Origin of the sequence: Pseudarthrobacter sp. YAF2, from assembly GCF_052113345.1 — a bacterium.
Taxonomy (GTDB): Bacteria; Actinomycetota; Actinomycetes; order Actinomycetales; family Micrococcaceae; genus Arthrobacter.
The window spans coordinates 101,799-118,138 of record NZ_JBFRDA010000013.1; the positions used below are offsets into that span (position 1 = coordinate 101,799).

The following is a 16,340-nucleotide window of genomic DNA, read 5'->3' on the forward strand; positions in this document are numbered from 1 at the left end:
TCCCGAAAGGACAGGCCATGTCCTGGTCGATCAACGCATCACAACGCTTGGGAGCCATCCTCCCGCTGCTTCTTCTCGCACTGGCCCCCGCTGCCAATGCAGACACCGGCAGCAACGCCCTGGTCCCCTACGATGGGCCCAGCTTCGAAAACTGCGCCCTGACCAGAATCGGAACGCAGCTGGTTCGCTGCGACAACCTCACGGGCGCAGGGGTTACGGCACCGCTCTGGATCCCGGAACAGCAGTGACGCCGCAATAGGCCCTACAGCAGTTTCAAAGCTGCGGCAGCAAAACTTACATCCGGGAGCAACAATCCACAAACAAAAGCGGACGACGCCGGGTGCCCACCCGCCGTCGTCCGCTCCGCCTAAGCCGCCCAATGGCGGCCGCAAGAACCAGCCGTAACTAACTCAGTGCCACAGCCCCAGCGCGAACTCGGCGATCACCGTGGACAGCAGGAACGAGGCAGTGATGGCCAGCAGCCCAACCGGGATGATTTTCCAGCCGATGTTCTTCAGCAGCGGGATGTCCTTGCCCAGGGAGAGGCCGGCCAGGGTCAGCATCACCGTGGCGGTGGACGTGAAGTCCACGGTCTTGACGGCCGCGTTGAGCGCCTCGGCCCCGAAGAGCCGCAGGCTGGAGATGTATGCGCCGATGGTCGTGATGAACACGATGGCCGAGATCTTCCGGGTGACCTTCGCCATCGCGATGCCCACCAGGACAAGCGCCAGCAGGACCACGTACCCCGGCACGATGGTCAGGCTGAACCCCTTCGCCGCGATCGACGCCGTGCCAATACCCAGCACCGTCAGCACAGACAGCGAGAGCCACAGCGGCAGCTTGATCGCCGCCGAGGACTCGGCCACCCGCTCACGGAACCGCCGGTTCTCCTCCGCCTGTGCGGCCTCGCGCTCCACATCGGCAGCGGAAACAACCGTAGCGGCAGCACCAGAACCAGCGGCGCCAGAACCAGCGGCGCCAGAGCCAGCCGCGCCAGAACCAGCAGCAACCACCTCGCGGCTCTCCTGCTTCCGCGTCAGCACCCGGTAGAACTTGTCCGCCAGCGGCAGCGCCACATAGATGCCCACGTAAACGCCCAGCACCGTGGTGATCAGGTTGGACACGACGCCATGCCCAGGATCGCGTCCTGGTCGCCCGGGTACGCGACGGTGGTGCTCGCAACGGACGCAGCCATCATGGAACCGGACCCCACACCGGAACCCATGGCCAGCGCCAGCGGATCGAAGATCTTCCAGTTGGCCACCAGCGAGGTCAGCAGCGTGATGAACACGGCACCGAACAGCGTCCCGAAGACGTACATGGCCAGCACACCGCGGTACTGGTCCGAGTCCGGCCCGTACTTCTCGGACACCATCGCGAAGGACGGCTCACGGTCCAGCGAGAACGTGGCACCCACGGTGGCCTTGCCCATCCGCAGCAGCATGGCCAGCGGCAGCGCCAGCACGATGGTGCCCAGCAGGTGGCCCACCTCCTGCAGTGGCGCGCCCGTATGAGGGCTCCGGTTGGGGGAGCGGCGGCATGGCGCGTACGACGGCGGGCGCCCACCCGCCGTCGTACGCCGCCTTTGTGCGGGGCTTCTTGGTGGGCCAGATGGGCTCTTAGTGTTGGCGTTCCCCCATAATGTCGGACCCTCCTGCGAAGATTTTGGTATGGAAGGCACGACGGTTGCGGGTGCGGGAGGCAGGGCCGCGATGGCCTCTGCGGTCGCATCTGTGGCCGGATTGGTTGATGAGCTGGCACGGGTCGTGGCCGGAGCTACTGCCGCCCACGGCAGTGAAGAGTCCGGTTCCTGGGACGGCCGCGGCCGCGGCCGGCCTTTCGCTGATTCTGATCCGATGCGGGAGTTGTCCGAGGCGTCCCTCGATGGACTGGAAGTGCTGGCGCGGATCGAGGCGGCGGCAGCGGCCGCCAAGGTCCGGATGATTGCCGTGCACGCGGAGGCGGCAGCATTGCTGGATGCACCTCCGGCGGGCGCATATAGGGAATCGGCCCAGGAAATGAACCTGGTGGCGGAGATCGCCTGCGTCCTCACCATCGGCGAACGCGCCGCATCGGCCCTGCTGGGTGAGGCCCACGCGCTGACCACGTCCTTGCCGGCGGCACTGGATGCGTTGCAGGCGGGCACGATTTCCTGGCAGCACGCCCGCGCCCTCGTCGACGAAACCACGGGGCTCGAACCCGCCCATGCTGCGGCGTTGGTGGCCCATTTCTTCGACCCCGAGGATCCGACCCCTGCCCGCGGCGCCGCGCCTGGCGACCTCGTGCCGTCGCGCTTCCGGCGTAAGGTCCGGGCCTGGCGGGAGCGCACTTATCCGGATTCGCTGGAAGCGCGGCACGCCATTGGCGTGGCAGACCGTCGGATGGAATACCGGCCGGATGTGGACGGCATGGCCTGGCTTTCCCTGTACCTGCCCGGCGATAGGGCCTGCGCGGTGTGGAACAAGGCGTCCGCGATAGCCCGCGGCTTGCAGGGCCCCGATGAAGGCCGAACGCTCACCCAGCTGCGTGCCGATATCGCCGCCGGACTCCTGATGGGCGCCGGAGCGGCGGGCGGCGCCTCGAACCCAGGACCCGCCGCCGCCGCCGGCGACCCCTTCACCGGCCACCCGTACGACACCGGCCACTCGTACGACGCCGGCTACGGCCCTCATGCCGGCGACGCCAACCCTTACGCCGTCGACCTGAGCAGGATTCCCGCGCCGAAAGCAGACGTCCTGGTCACGGTGCCCGTCCTTTCGCTGCTGGGGCTCACGGATGAGCCCGCCGACCTCGACGGGTTCGGTCCCATTCCGGCGTCCATGGCGCGCAGGCTCGTTGCGGACGGGGCCGCGTCGTTCTATCGGGTCTTGGTGGACCCCCGGGACGGCGCACCGCTGGAGATCGGACGCACCAGCTACCGGCTGCCGGAAAGCATGAAGCGATGGATCAGAATGCGCGACGCCAGGTGCACCTTCCCCGGCTGCAACAACCACACCCAGGACAACGAAACCGACCACCTCACCGCCTGGCAACACGGTGGAACCACCGGAATCAGCAACCTGGGACAGCTGTGCCCGAAACACCACCGGTTGAAACACGGCTCCGCCTGGACACCCACCCCGGCAACAATGGATGAACCACCCGGTTGGACTTCCCCTGCCGGCCGTCACTATCCGGCCGAACAACCCGACTGGCAGAAACCGCAATGGCCGCCGGGGCTCATCCCCAGGGCACCAGAGGTCATCACAGGGAACCCAGAACTCATCACGGGAAAACCAGAGGTCATCACGGGGCCATCGTCCGTGCCGCCAAGCTTCCCGCCCGGCAGCGCGAGCCCGTTGGAGGAATTCCTCGTGGCGTACCTCGCCTCGTAACCACTGACTGTGCTCTTGAGCGCCGTGTGATTGCGGGCGCGGACCTTTAGGTGCCCGCTTCGTCGTTGACAGGGAAACAGGCCGCCGTCCAGTGTTACCGGGCATTCATGCGCAGGCAACCACCAGGCCCACCGGCGTTCTTCCGTATCCAGCAGTCTGTGCAGGCACCTACTGCCCGCCGGTTCGCGCTGCGCTTGGCGGAAGGCCCCACCGTCCAAGGAGTACTTCGTGTTCGTAAGATCCACCCTCGCCACGCTTGTCGTCCTCGCCATCCTTGCCGGAGCAGCCGCAGCTCCCGCCCAGGCAGCCGACAACACGACTGACAGCAACCAGGCCTTCACCTTCGGCGTCATCGGCGACATCCCCTACGGCGCCGCCGAGATCGCCAAGTTCCCCTCGCACATCCAGGACCTCAACGCTGATCAAGACCTGAAGTTTGTAGCACACGTGGGTGATATCAAGAACGGATCCTCCGTCTGCTCCAACGAGTACTTCTCTTACATCCGCTCCCAGTTCGACACCTTCACCCACCCGCTGGTCTACACGCCCGGCGACAACGAATGGGTGGACTGCCACCGGACCAACAACGGCGCCTACAACCCGCTGGAACGCCTGGACAAGATCAGGGAGGTGTTCTTCAACGAACCCGGCAAGACCCTCGGCGCCACTATGCCCGTCAAGTCCCAGGAGAACCTGGGACTGCCCGAGGACGTCCGCTTCACCCAGAACCGGGTGGCCTTCTCTGTCCTGAACGTCCAAGGCAGCAACAACTCCCTCCTGCCGTGGACCGGGCTGGGCAAGACTGCGCCCACGCCGGAACAGCTCGCCGAGGTGGAACACCGCACGGATGCCGTCCTGGCCCAGTTCCACCAGACCTTCGCCGAGGCCAAGCGCAGCAACGACCGCGCCGTGGTGCTCATGCAGCAGGCGGACATGTTTGATCCCGCACTGCTCGCCGACGCCACCGCCGACCCCAAGGCCGTGTCCGGCTTCCGGGAGATCGTGCAGGCGATCGTCGACGAAACGAACCACTTCGACGCCCCGGTCTACCTGGTCAACGGCGACAGCCACGTCTTCGCCGCCAACCAGCCCCTGGCCGCCGGCTCTCCCTGGCTGGACATCTACGGCTCGCCGGCCGCGGACAACCTGGAGCGCATCACCGTGGACGGCGCCAACAACGCCGTGGACTACCTCCGCGTCACCGTGTCAGGCAACAGCGCCAAGGGCACAGACGTACTGAGCTGGGAAAAGGTCCCCTACAGCGGGTAGCACCAAACGGAAGCGGACGACGTCGGGTGTCCACCCGCCGTCGTCCGCTTTCTTGTGTGCGGGGCACCTCAGTCCCTACAGCCGGAGCTTCATGAACACGCTGTGGGGATCAAGCACGTAATCGGCGAAGGGTGCGCACTCGGTGAAGCCATGCCGGGCATACAGCCGCCGCGCTGGGGCGAAGTAGTCCTCGGTCCCGGTCTCAAGGTAGACGCGTTCAAGGTTCCGGGACCGCGCCTCGTCGAGGAGGTGCCGGAGCACGAGCGTGGCCACGCCGCGTCCCCGCGCCGTTGTTGTGGTGCGCATTGACTTGATCTCACCCTGCCCGGCTGCGCCCGGTGCGGCGTCCAGGAGCTTGAGCGCCCCGCACCCCAGCAAGGCACCGTCCTCCCGGGCGGTCCAGAACGTGACGGACTCGGCGGAGAGCGCGGAGTGGTCCAGGGCGTGGACGCTCTCCGCCGGCGAGGTGGCGAACATGTCCGCCAGGTGTTCGCTCAGGAGGCGGTGGACGTCGTCGCGCGTGGGGTTGTCCCGGTCTATGGAAATCATCACTTCAAATTTACCGGTTGCTTACCGCGGCGCCGGTGTGCGACTATTCGGGTGATCGTGATCCGTCCGCAGGAGGTGAGACCCATGAATGCAGTATCCGCAATGGGTGCTCCCTCGCAGTCCACGATCGCGCGGCTGAACTAGCCGCCACCGGGAGCGCCGAACAGGCTATTCGCGAAAGGCGACTCCCATGAACACAACACCTTCTTCACAGGCCCCATCCAAACGCGCCCTCGTCCTTGGCGGTGGCGGCTCAACAGGTAACGCCTGGCTGATCGGCGTCCTCGCTGGCCTCGCCGATGCCGGGCTGGACGTGACCGGCGCCGGCCGGGTCATCGGTACGTCCGCCGGGTCCACGGCCGCAGCCCAGATCGCCGGCGCAGCGCTCGACGGACTCTATGCCGCCGTCCTCGACACGCCCCGGCAACGGACCGCTCCGCCTGGATCCGGCAGCGGCCCCGGTCCTGCCAGGCCGGTATCCGATCACCTGGAACGGACCGGCAGGATCATCGCATCCTCCCAAGACGCGGCGGACATGCGCCGCAGGATGGGTGCGCTGGCACTGGACCTGGCTGCGGCGCACGACGCAACCGCGCGGTGGCGCGAGACCGTCGCCGCGCGGCTGCCAAGCCTGGACTGGCCGAACCACCAACTGCTCATCACGGCCGTTGATGCCCACACCGGCGAACCGGTTGTGTTCGACCGCAACAGCGGCATCGACCTGGTGGACGCCGTGGCGGCCAGCTGTGCCAGCGGTTTCGCCTACGGGATAAGGGACAGGCGCTACATCGACGGTGGCTACCGACGCAATGAGAACGCCGACCTGGCTGCCGGGTGCGGGCAGGTGCTGGTGCTGTCGCCCTTCGGCGGCAGGACACGGATGCCGCTGGAGTGGGATATGCAGCTCTCAGCCCAGGTCGATGAACTGCGGGCCGGTGGCAGCGTGGTGGAAACGGTCTTTCCGGACTCCGACTCGGAGCACATGTTCGGTGCCAACGCCATGGACCTGTCGCTGCGCCCGGCCGCCGCCCAGGCAGGCTACAACCAAGGCAAGGCCCTTGCCGGGCAGCTCGCGGCCTTCTGGGGCTGACGCCTCCAGGGCGGGTTCGACGGCGGGTGGGCACTCGCCGTCGAACACGTTCCCCTAAAGCGTGGCCAGGAAGTCCTCCGCGAACCTCTTCACGCCGTCCCACTCGGTGTACACGTAGTCCCGGGAGGTGTCCGTATCCAGGGAACCCTTGTCGCCGGCGATCTTCTTCATGATGAGCCGCTTGATGAACCCGTAGTGCGTGTAGAGCAGTGCGCCGCCGAACAATGCCACGTGGGCCGGCCGCCAGCCGGTTTGCTGCTCGAACTCCTGGACGTAGCTTTCGGCGTTTTCGGCATCTCCGTGCGCGGCAAGGCTGACGGAGAACAGGGCAGACGGGAGGCGTTCCAGGGTGTCGCGGTTTTTCCGGACAAAGTCCTGGACGTACTCCTCATGCTTGCCCATGTGCACCGACGCCCCCACCAAGACCGCATCACACCCCGGCGGGATCGCATCCCCTGCCTGCTTGATGTCCGCCACCCGGGCCTCGTGCCCGTGCGCCTGGACAACGTCCCCAATGAACTCGGCGATCCTGGCCGTCTGGCCCTCGGTGGTGCCGTACGGGATATAGATGCTGGCCATCATCGGCCTCCTGGTGGTGTCCGTATTGGTCCCGTATAACACTGGCAAATTCCAGGTGCGTGCCGTAGGGCCCAACGTCCCGGAAGTTTTTGGTACATAGATTTTTTGGCGTTTTCCCGGCAATGACAAAAAGCACGAAAAAACTTGGATCCCGTCAAAATTATGAATTTCCCGTAACTGGTAAAGTCACGTCATCACCCTTGATTTTGCGCCCTGCGAAGCCTCCGGCCGCGGCGGAACAGGGGACTGGCTAAAAAAGTAGAAAGGGGTATGGTGGCCGTTAACGCAAGAGAAAGGCGTGGTTCCGGTGTCTGGAAAATCAAAAGGCGGCGCAGCCAAAAAGGTCGGCAAGTCGATCCTTGAAAAGCGGGCCGAAAAAAGGGCGAAAAGCGAAAGCAGTGAGCTCCACATTATAAAGCAGCGCAAGAACCACCGCTGACCAGCGTGGAGGAAGGCCCGACCAAGAGTTCCTGGCCGTGCCGCTTACCCACGGACTTTATCGAGTTGGCTGGCGCTACTCCGGGCCCTTGTCGATAACGCAGAACCGGTTCCCGTCCGGGTCCTCGAGCACCACGAAGTCCGGGTCCTCCGGATACATGTCCCAGTCCACGCGCTTGGCGCCGAGTGAGACCAGCCGTTCCACCTCCGCGGCCTGGTCGTCCGCATACAGGTCCAGGTGGATCCGCGGGTAGGCCTGGACCTGGGTTTCGCTCAGCATGAGTGACAGGTGGGCGCCTGGGCCCGACGGCGGGGCAAGGGTCACCCACGTTTCGTTGCCAGGTTCCCTGGGCACGTACCCGAGGGCGTCATGCCAGAACGTGGCGGCGGCGGCGACGTTGTTGACGCCGAGGACGATGGTGCCGATGGTCAACATTCGACCAGCCTAAACCGGGCGGCTGCGCCCCGGCTAGACTCGCCTGCATGGGGGAAAACAACACATCTGGGGAACGCCAACCGTCCAAACCCGCCAAACTGCTTGCCGCCGTCGTGCCCTTCCTGGGCCTCGCGGCAGTGCTGGGCGGCTTCCTGGTCGCGTACCTGAACCGCGACTTCACCGGCTGGTTTGCCTACGCGCCGCTGAGCAACCAGCCTTTCACCGCCAATGGCGCGGCGTTCATCACGCAAGGCACCCAGCTGGGCCTGGCGCTCGCCGTCGTTGGCCTGCTGGTGCTCGCATTCTGGGCCGGGCTGCTGGCTGGCCGCCGGACCGGTTCCGGTCCTCGTTAGCCAGGAGGGGCCGCCAGGCCCTGCGCGCATATGTTGGCAACCGGGACGCGTTCCGGATTGACACGTCGGAAAATTCCGACATATACTATCAACGTGCTTACTGATGTCTTTGCCGCCGTCGCCAACCCGGCCCGGCGCGTCATCCTCGACGAGCTCCGGCGGGGGCCCCGGACGGCCGGTGAACTCACAGGCCTGCTGGACCTCAGCCGCCCGGCCGCGTCCGAGCACCTGGCGGTCCTCCGCGAGGCAGGCCTGGTCCGGGAAGAACGGCAGGGAAGGAACAGGGTGTACCACCTCCAGCCCGCAGCCCTTGCCGAGGTCGGCGCCTGGGTGAAGCACTTCGAGCACTACTGGAACCAGCGGCTGGATGCCCTGGCAGACCTTCTGGACGAGGAGAAATCGTCATGACCGAGAACGCCATCCGGCTGGAACGCCGATTCCCGCACCCCGCCCCGGCGGTATGGGCCGCGCTGACTACGCCGGAACTGCTGGCACGCTGGTGGGCGCCCGGCAACATCGCACCCGTGGTGGGCCACCGCTTCACCATGGACATGGACTCCTGGGGCAATCAGCAGTGCGAGGTCCTCACTGTGGACCCCGAAAAATCCATCAGTTTCCTCTTCGCCGAGGGCCAGCTGGACACCACCATCACCTGGCGCCTCGAACCGGTGGACGGCGGCACGGTCCTGCACTTCGAGCACGCCGGTTTCCGCCTCGATACCCCCATGGGCCGCCACGCGATCGAAGGCATGGGCAATGGCTGGCCCGGCCTGCTGGCGCGGATTGACGGGGTCCTCGCCGAGGTCTTCCAACGCTCCGGCGGGCGTTCGCAGGTGTGACGGCTCAGGGCCAGTCGGTGCGGGTGAACCGGACCTGGCTGTGGAGCGTGAGCAGGCAGTCTGACGTCCACTCGGCAGTTGTGAGCTCCGGATCCGGCGCGGAAACCTGCTGCGCGTCCTGGCTCCGGGTGCCTTGAAGATCTTCAGTCGAACTTTTCACAGGTCCCCCTCGACAAGCGTATGTGCCAACCCTAGGAGCCCACGAATGGCAAAGGAAGAGCGTTAATCCACCGGCGGGATAAACTGTGCAAATCTTGAGGATGGCCGCTCTTGAGGACCCGAAACGGCGGCCCTGCCCAGACGATCAGCACTCATCGGCGCACCCGAATCAGGGCCTGCCAGTGGGATGACCTCCATCCGGCCGCCCGGGCCGGCCAGTACCAGGACGTGCCGCGCCGTCACGCCGTCCAGCGCCGTCACCGCCTGCCCGGTGAGCTCCTCCACCGAGGGCGGAACGGTGGTCGACGGCGGGAGGCCGGGGCCGCCGTCGTCCGCCCTGAGCCACGTAGTCACCTTGGCGCCGCCGGTGGCATCAGCAATGCCACGTGCCAAAGCCTCCGGGTCCACGGTGCCTGGTGCGTAGCCGCTGATGAGCGTTACCCGCTCAATCACCCGTTTGTGCGCCGGCGCCACGGCAGCGAGCAGGGTCCGGTCGTGCCGCCACAACGCAAAGTGGTAGCCCGCCACGAGCCCGGCCGCCGCCAGGAGGCCCAGGGGTGCGCGGATCCGGTCCAGGACGCTCCCGCCCGTAATGTCACTGAGCAGGAACTCGAAGAGCCGGTAGCCGATCACCAGCAGCGTGATCAGGGCCACGACGGCACTGACACCGAAGAACGCCACCAGGTAGACACGCCGCCCGGGCGGGATCTGGTCCGCCGTCCGCGGCTGGTGCCGCGGCTTCCACGCCAACCACCAGACCGGGCCGCCCACTGCCAGCGAACTGATGCCGCCAAGGAGCAGGGTGCGGGTGGCGCCGCCTGCCAGCGGCGAGACGGCGGCAGCCAGCAGTGCGTTGACCACCACGCCCACCCCGGAGGCTGCTGCCGCCAGGGCAACGGCCGATGTCACCAGGAGGCTGGCACGCCGGGTCCGGGTGGAACGCTGGGCGGCGGCGGTGCGGTGGTAGCGCCAGATCACGGCTCCGATGACGGCAGCGGCGATGGCCGGGGCCAGCGGCTCCAACAGGACGGTCAGCGGATCGGTCCGGTCAAAGGCCAGCCGCAGCAGCACGAACAGGACCACGCCCAGTCCGCCCAGGGCGGTGATGCCGGCAACGAAGATGCCGACGGCGATGATGGCGACGTCCACCAGGCCGGTCCGGAAACGCCGGCCGCCCTCGTGGAACCAGTGCCACCACCACACCAACGCTCCGCCTGCCGCCCACAGCACTGACCGGAGGACATCGAACCACCAGGGCTCAAAGGAGGCTGTTGCAGTGAAGCCGCGGATGGCAATGTCCAGCAGCGCGCTCAACGCCGCAATGGCCGCGCCGGCGCCAAGCAGAAGGCCAAAGACGGAGCCGACGACGGCCCGCACGTCCTCGAGGTGCGACGACGGCTTGCGGGGGTGCTTCCACATCCACCGGTGCCACACCCAGATGGCGGTCCAGACCAGTCCGTTGGCCAGCGCGGACGGCCAACGGCTTTCCTGCGCACCGATGAAGGAGGAGGCAAGGTCCAGCAGCGAGGTGGTGGCGACGATCAGGGAGACGGCGTACATCCCGGTCAGGTAGAGGCCCCAGCCCGCGGCGGTGCGCTCCGACTCGTCGTCAAGACGCCGCCACACGATCCACCACAACAGCAGCGCCAGCGGCCCGCCGATCAGGGTGAATGCCAATGAGAGCGCAAGCCCGGCAACATCGCCGGAAACCAGGGTGGACGCCGTCCGGAAGAGCCGCTCGAGCAGTCCGCCCACGCCCGAGGCGGCAATGAGCACCAAGGCAAAGAGCAGGCCGTACATGATCAGGCGGCGGAGGGTGGCCAGGCCGCCGGCCGGTGTGGCAGCGGTTCCTGCCGGGGCGCTCATGGCTTCACCGGAACTGCCGTGCAGGCCATCAGGGGGTACGGGACCTGGTCGATCATCCATTGTCCATTTACCTTCAGGAGCGAGAAGGCGTCCTCCATCTCATACTCGGTCGGGCCGAAGGGACCACCTTGGGATGCCTGGACGAGCGAAACCCGCACGGTGGCCGAATCGGTGCGCTCCGTCGTCGAAATCAACACGATGCGGGCCGGGCGGGGCTCGCCGGAATAGGAGCCGTTGCACCTGCTCCGGGCTCCTGCCGTGAGGAATGTTTCGGCGGTGGGTATGTCGCCGTCGATCACTGCTTTGCTGTACCGCTGGACCACTCCTGCGGGACTGGCCTGGTCCAGCGGGGCCGGCTCACCGCGGGTGAACACCACCGCAAGCGCAACCGCCACCAGCAAGACCACAACCCCCACCAGGGCCACGAGGATCCGGTCCGGTCTTCGTGCTGAGTCGTCCATGGCACGAGTATCGATCCGGGCGGCCGGTTTCACCTGTGTCTTTAGGCCCGTTTTGGACGCAGCCTGGACACGATCTTCAACATAGTTAAGAAAAAGCGTTGACCGTCCCCAAATATTCACTATAGTTATGTGAGTCAGCTCACCCAGTGAAAGACGGCCGATGACCACCGAGAGTAGCACCACCGCACCTCCAGCCACCAGCCAACTGCTGGCCACGGTTGGAAACAAGGTGCGGGCCATGCGCAAGGAGAAGGGCATGACCCTCGCCAAGCTCTCGGACATCACCGGACTCAGCCAGGCGATCGTCAGCCAGATCGAACGCGGTATGGCCAACCCGTCCTTCACAACCCTTGCCCAACTGGCCCATGGACTGGACATTCCCGTGGGAAGGTTCTTCATTGGCCAGGAACAATCCAAATCCCCCGTCGTGCGCAGGTCGGCACGGCGGAACCTGCAAAACGTCACCCGCGAATCCGTCGGCGAAGCAGTCCATGAACTGCTCACTCCGGACCGCGACGGCACCATCGAAGCGCAATGGATCAGTACGCCCCCAGGGCACGACACCAGCGCAACACCCTTTACCCACAGCGGGGAAGAGTTCTGCTACATCATCTCGGGCCGCAAGGACGTCTACTTGGACGGCGTCTGCTACAGCCTGGAAGAGGGCGACTCCATCACCTACCCGGCAGAGACCCCGCACTGGTACAAAAACAGCTACGAAGAGGTATGCGTAGCCATCTGGGTGAACGCACCACACAAGTGGTAGGCGTCCCGGTCCCCGCCGGCGCCAGCGTTTCCCCTTAACTGCCCGGACCCCACACGTGGCCCCGGACAATCCTTGCCATCTTCGCAGCATGCGCCTCCTCCAACAGGCGCCGCTGCGTCATACCCTCCCGCGCCATCCCCGGCGCCAGCGTAAGGACACTTCCATGCTCGACATCCAAGCGACGGACAATGCCGTCCCGTCACCCCGTTCCACCACCTCATCCCCCCGCAACCGCGAGAAGTTCACCCCCGAAGTCCGCAAAGGCCTCCTGGGCCTTGGCCTGGGCAACGCCCTGGAGTGGTACGACTGGATGGTCTTCGGCCTCCTGTCCGCCTTCATCGGCCCCAACTTCTTCCCCAATGACGAGCCGCTCTCGGCCACCCTGAACGCGCTGGCCGTGTTCGCCGTCGGATTCGCCTTCCGGCCGCTGGGCGGCATCATGCTGGGAACGCTCGCGGACCGGATCGGCCGCCGCCGCGTGATGCTGCTGTCCATCATGCTGATGGCCGGCACCACCCTGGTCATCGCCATCACCCCCAGCTACGCCACCATCGGCGCGTGGTCCGGCATCATCCTGGTGGCCTGCCGCGTCCTGCAGGGCATCTCCACCGGCATCGAAGCCCCGCTTTCCACCTCCCACGCGGTGGAACTCGCCCCGGAGGGCCGCGAAGGCTACGTGGCCGGCATCATGTCCTTCTACGTCAATATCGGCATCCTGCTCGCCTCCCTTGTCAGTTTCGTCTGCAGCCTGATGATCGGCGGCGCGGCCATGGGGGAGTGGGGCTGGCGCGTCCCGTTCATCATCGGCGCCGTGTTCGGCTTCGTGGTGCTCTACCTGCGCCGTTCACTGCCTGAAACCCTGAAGGCAGAGGAAATGGCCTCCACCACGGCAAAGTCCGTATGGTCAGGAGTCGGCAAGCATTGGCTCTCCGTCCTGGCCATCGTGTTCGTGGTGGGTGCGGCCCAGGCCTACAACTACGCCTGGAACGTGGGCCTCCCCAGCGCCGCACGCAGTGGCTTCAAGGAGGACCCCACCGCCGTTTTCGCCCTCACCACCATCCTGGGCGTCATCCTGGTGGCAGGCAGCTGGATCATCGGGAAACTCGCCGACGGCCGGTCGATGTCCCGCTGGTTCCTGGTGACCCGGGTCCTGGCCATCCCCTCCGTCTTCCTCATGCTCCTCTACGTACAGCCCGGCATCGGCGGATTCGCGGCAGTCCTGCTGGGCGGCTCGATCGTCCTGGTCCTGAACATGACCCTCTACAACGTGGTCAGCTCGTCCCTGATGCCCAAGAACATTCGCGGCACCGGCGTGGCACTCGGGTACGGCATCGGCGTCGCAATCTTCGGCGGCACGGCCTCCTACCTTCTGGTGTGGCTGCAGTCCCTGAACCTCACCTGGGTCTTCCCGGTCTACGTGGCCGTCCTCTCCATCCTCAGCATCGTTTTCTACATCGCAGCCCGCCGCTCCAACGGCATCTTCGTCGGAAAGTAAGGACTTCCCCATGAACAACACACGCAGCTTTGCCGCGCCCAAAACCGGTTCCCTGGAACTGGGCACCACCACGGCGGACCTCACCGCCCCGGTGATCTCCCGCTCCGACATCCTGGTGGTAGGCGGTGGCCCCGCCGGCGTGGCAGCCGCCGTCACCGCCGCCCGCTCCGGGGCCAAAGTCACCCTCCTGGAGCGCTACTCCTCCCTTGGCGGCCTGGCCTCCGGCGGCATGGTGCTGGTGCTGGACGACATGATCAACGGCCAGGACATCACGGTCACCGGCATCGTCTCCGAATACGTGGAACGGCTGCAGAAACTGGGCCTTGCCATCGTCCCGCCGGCCGAAGACCGCCGCACCTCAGAGGAGCTCTGGAACAAGTGGGGCCGCTACGGCACCTTCGACTTCCACTCCCACACCACCCCCAAGCCCATCTGCTACGCCGCCGCCTTCGATCCCGACGGCTGGAAGCGCATCTCAAACGACCTCGTCCGCGAAGCAGGCGTGGACCTGAGGCTGCACTCCTGGTTCTCCCGCCCCATCGTGGACAACGGCGTGATCAAGGGCGTCGTCTGCGAGACCAAGCTTGGCCCGCAGGCCTTCATGGCGGACGTGGTCATCGACACCACCGGTGACATCGACGTCGCCTCCAGGGCCGGCGCCAGCTACGCCAAGGACAACTACCTCACCACCCTGGTGTTCCGCCTGGGGAACGTGGATACCGCCGCCGCGGAAGCCTTCGAACAGGCCAATCCCAAGGAAGCCCGCGCCATCAACCGCAAGATCAAGCGCCTCCTCGGCGGCGCCTGGGAACTGTGGTGGCTCAAGACCCCCATCGACGGCGTGGTCTGGTGCAACGCCCCGCACATGACCGGTTACGACGGCGTGGACCCGGCGGACATGACCGCCGCCGAGTTCGCCGCCCGCGACAAGATCTCCGAGGCCGTGGACTACGTCCGCGCCAACCTGCCCGGATTCGAAAAGTGCTACATGCTGGATGTCGCCTCCCAGATGGGTGTCCGCCAGACGCGCCTGCTGCAGGGCGAATACGTCATGACCAAGGAAGACGTCACGCAGCGCCGGCACTTCCAGGACAGTGTGGCCCGCGGCCGGGACTACTACTACCCCTACCGCTCGTTGCTGCCCAAGGAAGTGGACCAGCTGCTGGTGGCCGGCCGCCACTACTCCGCCACTCCCGAGGCGCAGAAGATGTCCCGCGAAATTCCGCCGTGCATGGCCATGGGCCAAGCCGTCGGCGTCGCAGCAGCGCTCGCCGTCCAGTCCGGCGTTCTGGTCCGCGACGTCGCGGCAGCGGACATCCAGCAGGGCATGCGCCGGCACGGTGCGGACCCCGGCGACGTCCCGTCGTCGAACGCCAGCATCGATTCCGACGCGGCGGTGCCGGCATGAGCGCGGTGGTTGAAGAACGGCAAGGTACGACGGCGGCCGGCACCGGCGCGGCTGCCTCACCGGTGCCCCTTCCGCTGGACGGCATCAAGATCGTGGACTTCACCCAGGTGTTCATGGGCCCGTCCTGCACCCAGCTGCTGGGCGACTACGGCGCGGACATCATCAAGGTGGAACGCCCGGGCGCCGGGGACATCTCGCGCAATTCGTTCCCGGACAAGGACGGCCAGGACAACCCGATCTTCCTGTCCATCAACCGGAACAAGCGGAGCGTCTCCATCGACACCCGCACCGAGGAAGGCCGCAACGTCCTGCACGCCATCATGGCGGACGCGGACGTGGTGGTCAGCAACTTCCGCTCCGGCGTCATGGAACGGATGGGCTTCGGCTACGAGGACCTCAAAGCCGAGAACCCCGGCATCATCTGGGCGTCCGGAACCGGGTTCGGCCCCGTGGGACCGTACTCGCACAAAGGTGGCCAGGACGCGATCGCGCAGGCCTACTCCGGCGTGATGTGGCGGCGGGAATCGGAGGACCAGAAGCCGGCCATCTACCCCACCACGCTCTGCGATTACATCACGGGCATGCACCTGATGCAGGGCATCCTGCTGGCGCTGCGCACCCGGGAAACCACCGGAACCGGGCAAAAGGTTGAGGTGACCATGTACGACTCCATGCTGCACCTGCAGATGCAGGAGGCGTGCATGCAGCTCAACCGCGGTTACGAGGTCAACTGGGGCGCCATGCCGCTGAGCGGCGTCTTTGAAACCACGGACGGCGCCGTCTGCATGGTGGGCGGGTTCACCCCTGACCCGCTGGCCCGGATCTCCGACGCCCTGGACCTGGACGAGGACCTCACCGAACGCCCCGGATTCGCCACCCTGGAACAGCAGTTCAAGAACAAGCCGGCGCTGCAGGCCATCTTCCGCGAACGGTTCGCCGCCAACACCACCGAATACTGGACCGGCAAGCTGGAGGAACAAGGGCTCCTCAACGCCCCCGTCCACACCCTGGAACAGGCGCTCGCCGACGCCCAGACCGAGGCCAACGGCATGATCGTGGAGGCGGAACACCCGGGCGTGGGCACCGTGAGAATGCTCAACGCCCCCATCCGGCTCTCCGCCACCCCGCCGAGCGTCCGCCGCGTGGCTCCGCGCCTGGGCGAGCACAACGTGGAGGTCCTGCTGGAGAACGGCTTCGACGAAGCCACCGTCAAGCGCCTGCAGGAACTCGGGGTGCTCCGGTGACGGCCGTGTCGGAA

General features: G+C 66.2%; 18 protein-coding genes and 1 pseudogene. 12 read left to right on the plus strand and 7 right to left on the minus strand.

What is annotated here, in order from left to right; all coding sequences use genetic code 11:
* The first annotated feature begins 17 nt into the window (after nucleotides 1-17).
* Nucleotides 18-248, plus strand: coding sequence for a hypothetical protein (locus AB4Y79_RS14280; RefSeq protein WP_441862998.1), 231 nt, complete (start codon nucleotides 18-20; stop codon nucleotides 246-248).
* 162 nt (nucleotides 249-410) lie between these two features.
* On the opposite strand, the pseudogene AB4Y79_RS14285 reads toward AB4Y79_RS14280, so the two are convergent.
* A pseudogene (locus AB4Y79_RS14285) lies at nucleotides 411-1,498 on the minus strand (DUF3100 domain-containing protein); the annotation flags it as partial.
* Nucleotides 1,499-1,670: 172 nt separating this feature from the next.
* Here AB4Y79_RS14285 and AB4Y79_RS14290 point away from each other — a divergent pair.
* Nucleotides 1,671-3,374 carry a DUF222 domain-containing protein gene (locus AB4Y79_RS14290; RefSeq protein WP_441863001.1) on the plus strand — a complete coding sequence of 568 codons (1,704 nt, stop codon included), beginning with the start codon at nucleotides 1,671-1,673 and terminating at the stop codon, nucleotides 3,372-3,374.
* Nucleotides 3,375-3,602: 228 nt separating this feature from the next.
* On the plus strand, nucleotides 3,603-4,643 hold the full coding sequence (locus AB4Y79_RS14295; protein ID WP_441863004.1) for a hypothetical protein: 1,041 nt from the start codon (nucleotides 3,603-3,605) through the stop codon (nucleotides 4,641-4,643).
* A 75-nt stretch (nucleotides 4,644-4,718) separates the two neighbouring features.
* On the opposite strand, the gene AB4Y79_RS14300 is transcribed toward AB4Y79_RS14295, so the two are convergent.
* Nucleotides 4,719-5,192, minus strand: coding sequence for a GNAT family N-acetyltransferase (locus AB4Y79_RS14300; protein ID WP_441863007.1), 474 nt, complete (start codon nucleotides 5,190-5,192; stop codon nucleotides 4,719-4,721).
* Between the two features lie 190 nt (nucleotides 5,193-5,382).
* Between AB4Y79_RS14300 and AB4Y79_RS14305 the strand changes: the two genes are divergently transcribed.
* Complete coding sequence (locus AB4Y79_RS14305) at nucleotides 5,383-6,282, plus strand: patatin-like phospholipase family protein (RefSeq protein WP_441863009.1); 900 nt, start codon at nucleotides 5,383-5,385, stop codon at nucleotides 6,280-6,282.
* A 54-nt stretch (nucleotides 6,283-6,336) separates the two neighbouring features.
* Here the strand turns inward: AB4Y79_RS14305 and AB4Y79_RS14310 are convergent, their stop codons facing one another.
* Nucleotides 6,337-6,861: a flavodoxin domain-containing protein gene (locus AB4Y79_RS14310; protein ID WP_441863011.1), complete on the minus strand. Its 525-nt coding sequence runs from the start codon at nucleotides 6,859-6,861 to the stop codon at nucleotides 6,337-6,339.
* Between the two features lie 307 nt (nucleotides 6,862-7,168).
* Here AB4Y79_RS14310 and AB4Y79_RS14315 point away from each other — a divergent pair, with 307 nt between their 5' ends.
* On the plus strand, nucleotides 7,169-7,300 hold the full coding sequence (locus tag AB4Y79_RS14315; protein ID WP_441863013.1) for a hypothetical protein: 132 nt from the start codon (nucleotides 7,169-7,171) through the stop codon (nucleotides 7,298-7,300).
* A 75-nt stretch (nucleotides 7,301-7,375) separates the two neighbouring features.
* On the opposite strand, the gene AB4Y79_RS14320 is transcribed toward AB4Y79_RS14315, so the two are convergent.
* Nucleotides 7,376-7,735, minus strand: coding sequence for a VOC family protein (locus AB4Y79_RS14320; protein WP_441863015.1), 360 nt, complete (start codon nucleotides 7,733-7,735; stop codon nucleotides 7,376-7,378).
* Nucleotides 7,736-7,782: 47 nt separating this feature from the next.
* Between AB4Y79_RS14320 and AB4Y79_RS14325 the strand changes: the two genes are divergently transcribed.
* The 3 genes from AB4Y79_RS14325 (at nucleotide 7,783) to AB4Y79_RS14335 (ending at nucleotide 8,927) form a co-directional block, all read left to right on the plus strand.
* A complete protein-coding gene (locus AB4Y79_RS14325; protein WP_441863018.1) occupies nucleotides 7,783-8,088 on the plus strand; it encodes a hypothetical protein in 306 nt (101 codons plus the stop codon).
* 93 nt (nucleotides 8,089-8,181) lie between these two features.
* Nucleotides 8,182-8,496 (plus strand): ArsR/SmtB family transcription factor, encoded by a 315-nt coding sequence (locus tag AB4Y79_RS14330; RefSeq protein ID WP_441863020.1) that lies wholly within the window; start codon nucleotides 8,182-8,184, stop codon nucleotides 8,494-8,496.
* Nucleotides 8,493-8,927 carry an SRPBCC family protein gene (locus AB4Y79_RS14335; protein ID WP_441863022.1) on the plus strand — a complete coding sequence of 145 codons (435 nt, stop codon included), beginning with the start codon at nucleotides 8,493-8,495 and terminating at the stop codon, nucleotides 8,925-8,927. Before AB4Y79_RS14330 ends, AB4Y79_RS14335 begins: the two co-directional genes overlap by 4 nt.
* Before the next feature lie 4 nt (nucleotides 8,928-8,931).
* Here AB4Y79_RS14335 and AB4Y79_RS14340 read toward each other — a convergent pair whose 3' ends face one another.
* The 3 genes from AB4Y79_RS14340 to AB4Y79_RS14350 form a co-directional block, all read right to left on the minus strand.
* Nucleotides 8,932-9,087 carry a hypothetical protein gene (locus AB4Y79_RS14340; protein ID WP_441863024.1) on the minus strand — a complete coding sequence of 52 codons (156 nt, stop codon included), beginning with the start codon at nucleotides 9,085-9,087 and terminating at the stop codon, nucleotides 8,932-8,934.
* A 62-nt stretch (nucleotides 9,088-9,149) separates the two neighbouring features.
* A complete protein-coding gene (locus tag AB4Y79_RS14345; protein WP_441863239.1) occupies nucleotides 9,150-10,952 on the minus strand; it encodes a DUF5671 domain-containing protein in 1,803 nt (600 codons plus the stop codon).
* Complete coding sequence (locus AB4Y79_RS14350; RefSeq protein ID WP_441863026.1) at nucleotides 10,949-11,413, minus strand: hypothetical protein; 465 nt, start codon at nucleotides 11,411-11,413, stop codon at nucleotides 10,949-10,951. Before AB4Y79_RS14350 ends, AB4Y79_RS14345 begins: the two co-directional genes overlap by 4 nt.
* 160 nt (nucleotides 11,414-11,573) lie before the next feature.
* Here AB4Y79_RS14350 and AB4Y79_RS14355 point away from each other — a divergent pair, with 160 nt between their 5' ends.
* The 4 genes from AB4Y79_RS14355 to AB4Y79_RS14370 all read left to right on the plus strand — a co-directional run bounded on the left by AB4Y79_RS14355 (nucleotide 11,574) and on the right by AB4Y79_RS14370 (nucleotide 16,326).
* A complete protein-coding gene (locus AB4Y79_RS14355) occupies nucleotides 11,574-12,179 on the plus strand; it encodes a helix-turn-helix domain-containing protein (RefSeq protein ID WP_441863028.1) in 606 nt (201 codons plus the stop codon).
* A gap of 163 nt (nucleotides 12,180-12,342) precedes the next feature.
* Nucleotides 12,343-13,674, plus strand: coding sequence for an MFS transporter (locus tag AB4Y79_RS14360; protein WP_441863030.1), 1,332 nt, complete (start codon nucleotides 12,343-12,345; stop codon nucleotides 13,672-13,674).
* A 10-nt stretch (nucleotides 13,675-13,684) separates the two neighbouring features.
* Nucleotides 13,685-15,082 carry an FAD-dependent oxidoreductase gene (locus tag AB4Y79_RS14365; protein ID WP_441863032.1) on the plus strand — a complete coding sequence of 466 codons (1,398 nt, stop codon included), beginning with the start codon at nucleotides 13,685-13,687 and terminating at the stop codon, nucleotides 15,080-15,082.
* Complete coding sequence (locus AB4Y79_RS14370; protein ID WP_441863034.1) at nucleotides 15,079-16,326, plus strand: CaiB/BaiF CoA transferase family protein; 1,248 nt, start codon at nucleotides 15,079-15,081, stop codon at nucleotides 16,324-16,326. Before AB4Y79_RS14365 ends, AB4Y79_RS14370 begins: the two co-directional genes overlap by 4 nt.
* Nucleotides 16,327-16,340: the final 14 nt, after the last annotated feature.

Coding starts and splice junctions, on each gene's coding strand:
- AB4Y79_RS14370 (WP_441863034.1), top strand. CDS start 15,079: ATGAGCGCGGTGGTTGAAGAACGGCAAGGTACGACGGCGGCCGGCACC.
- AB4Y79_RS14355 (WP_441863028.1), top strand. CDS start 11,574: ATGACCACCGAGAGTAGCACCACCGCACCTCCAGCCACCAGCCAACTG.
- AB4Y79_RS14350 (WP_441863026.1), bottom strand. CDS start 11,413: ATGGACGACTCAGCACGAAGACCGGACCGGATCCTCGTGGCCCTGGTG.
- AB4Y79_RS14345 (WP_441863239.1), bottom strand. CDS start 10,952: ATGAGCGCCCCGGCAGGAACCGCTGCCACACCGGCCGGCGGCCTGGCC.
- AB4Y79_RS14360 (WP_441863030.1), top strand. CDS start 12,343: ATGCTCGACATCCAAGCGACGGACAATGCCGTCCCGTCACCCCGTTCC.
- AB4Y79_RS14290 (WP_441863001.1), top strand. CDS start 1,671: ATGGAAGGCACGACGGTTGCGGGTGCGGGAGGCAGGGCCGCGATGGCC.
- AB4Y79_RS14305 (WP_441863009.1), top strand. CDS start 5,383: ATGAACACAACACCTTCTTCACAGGCCCCATCCAAACGCGCCCTCGTC.
- AB4Y79_RS14325 (WP_441863018.1), top strand. CDS start 7,783: ATGGGGGAAAACAACACATCTGGGGAACGCCAACCGTCCAAACCCGCC.
- AB4Y79_RS14365 (WP_441863032.1), top strand. CDS start 13,685: ATGAACAACACACGCAGCTTTGCCGCGCCCAAAACCGGTTCCCTGGAA.
- AB4Y79_RS14335 (WP_441863022.1), top strand. CDS start 8,493: ATGACCGAGAACGCCATCCGGCTGGAACGCCGATTCCCGCACCCCGCC.
- AB4Y79_RS14310 (WP_441863011.1), bottom strand. CDS start 6,861: ATGGCCAGCATCTATATCCCGTACGGCACCACCGAGGGCCAGACGGCC.
- AB4Y79_RS14320 (WP_441863015.1), bottom strand. CDS start 7,735: ATGTTGACCATCGGCACCATCGTCCTCGGCGTCAACAACGTCGCCGCC.
- AB4Y79_RS14300 (WP_441863007.1), bottom strand. CDS start 5,192: ATGATTTCCATAGACCGGGACAACCCCACGCGCGACGACGTCCACCGC.
- AB4Y79_RS14280 (WP_441862998.1), top strand. CDS start 18: ATGTCCTGGTCGATCAACGCATCACAACGCTTGGGAGCCATCCTCCCG.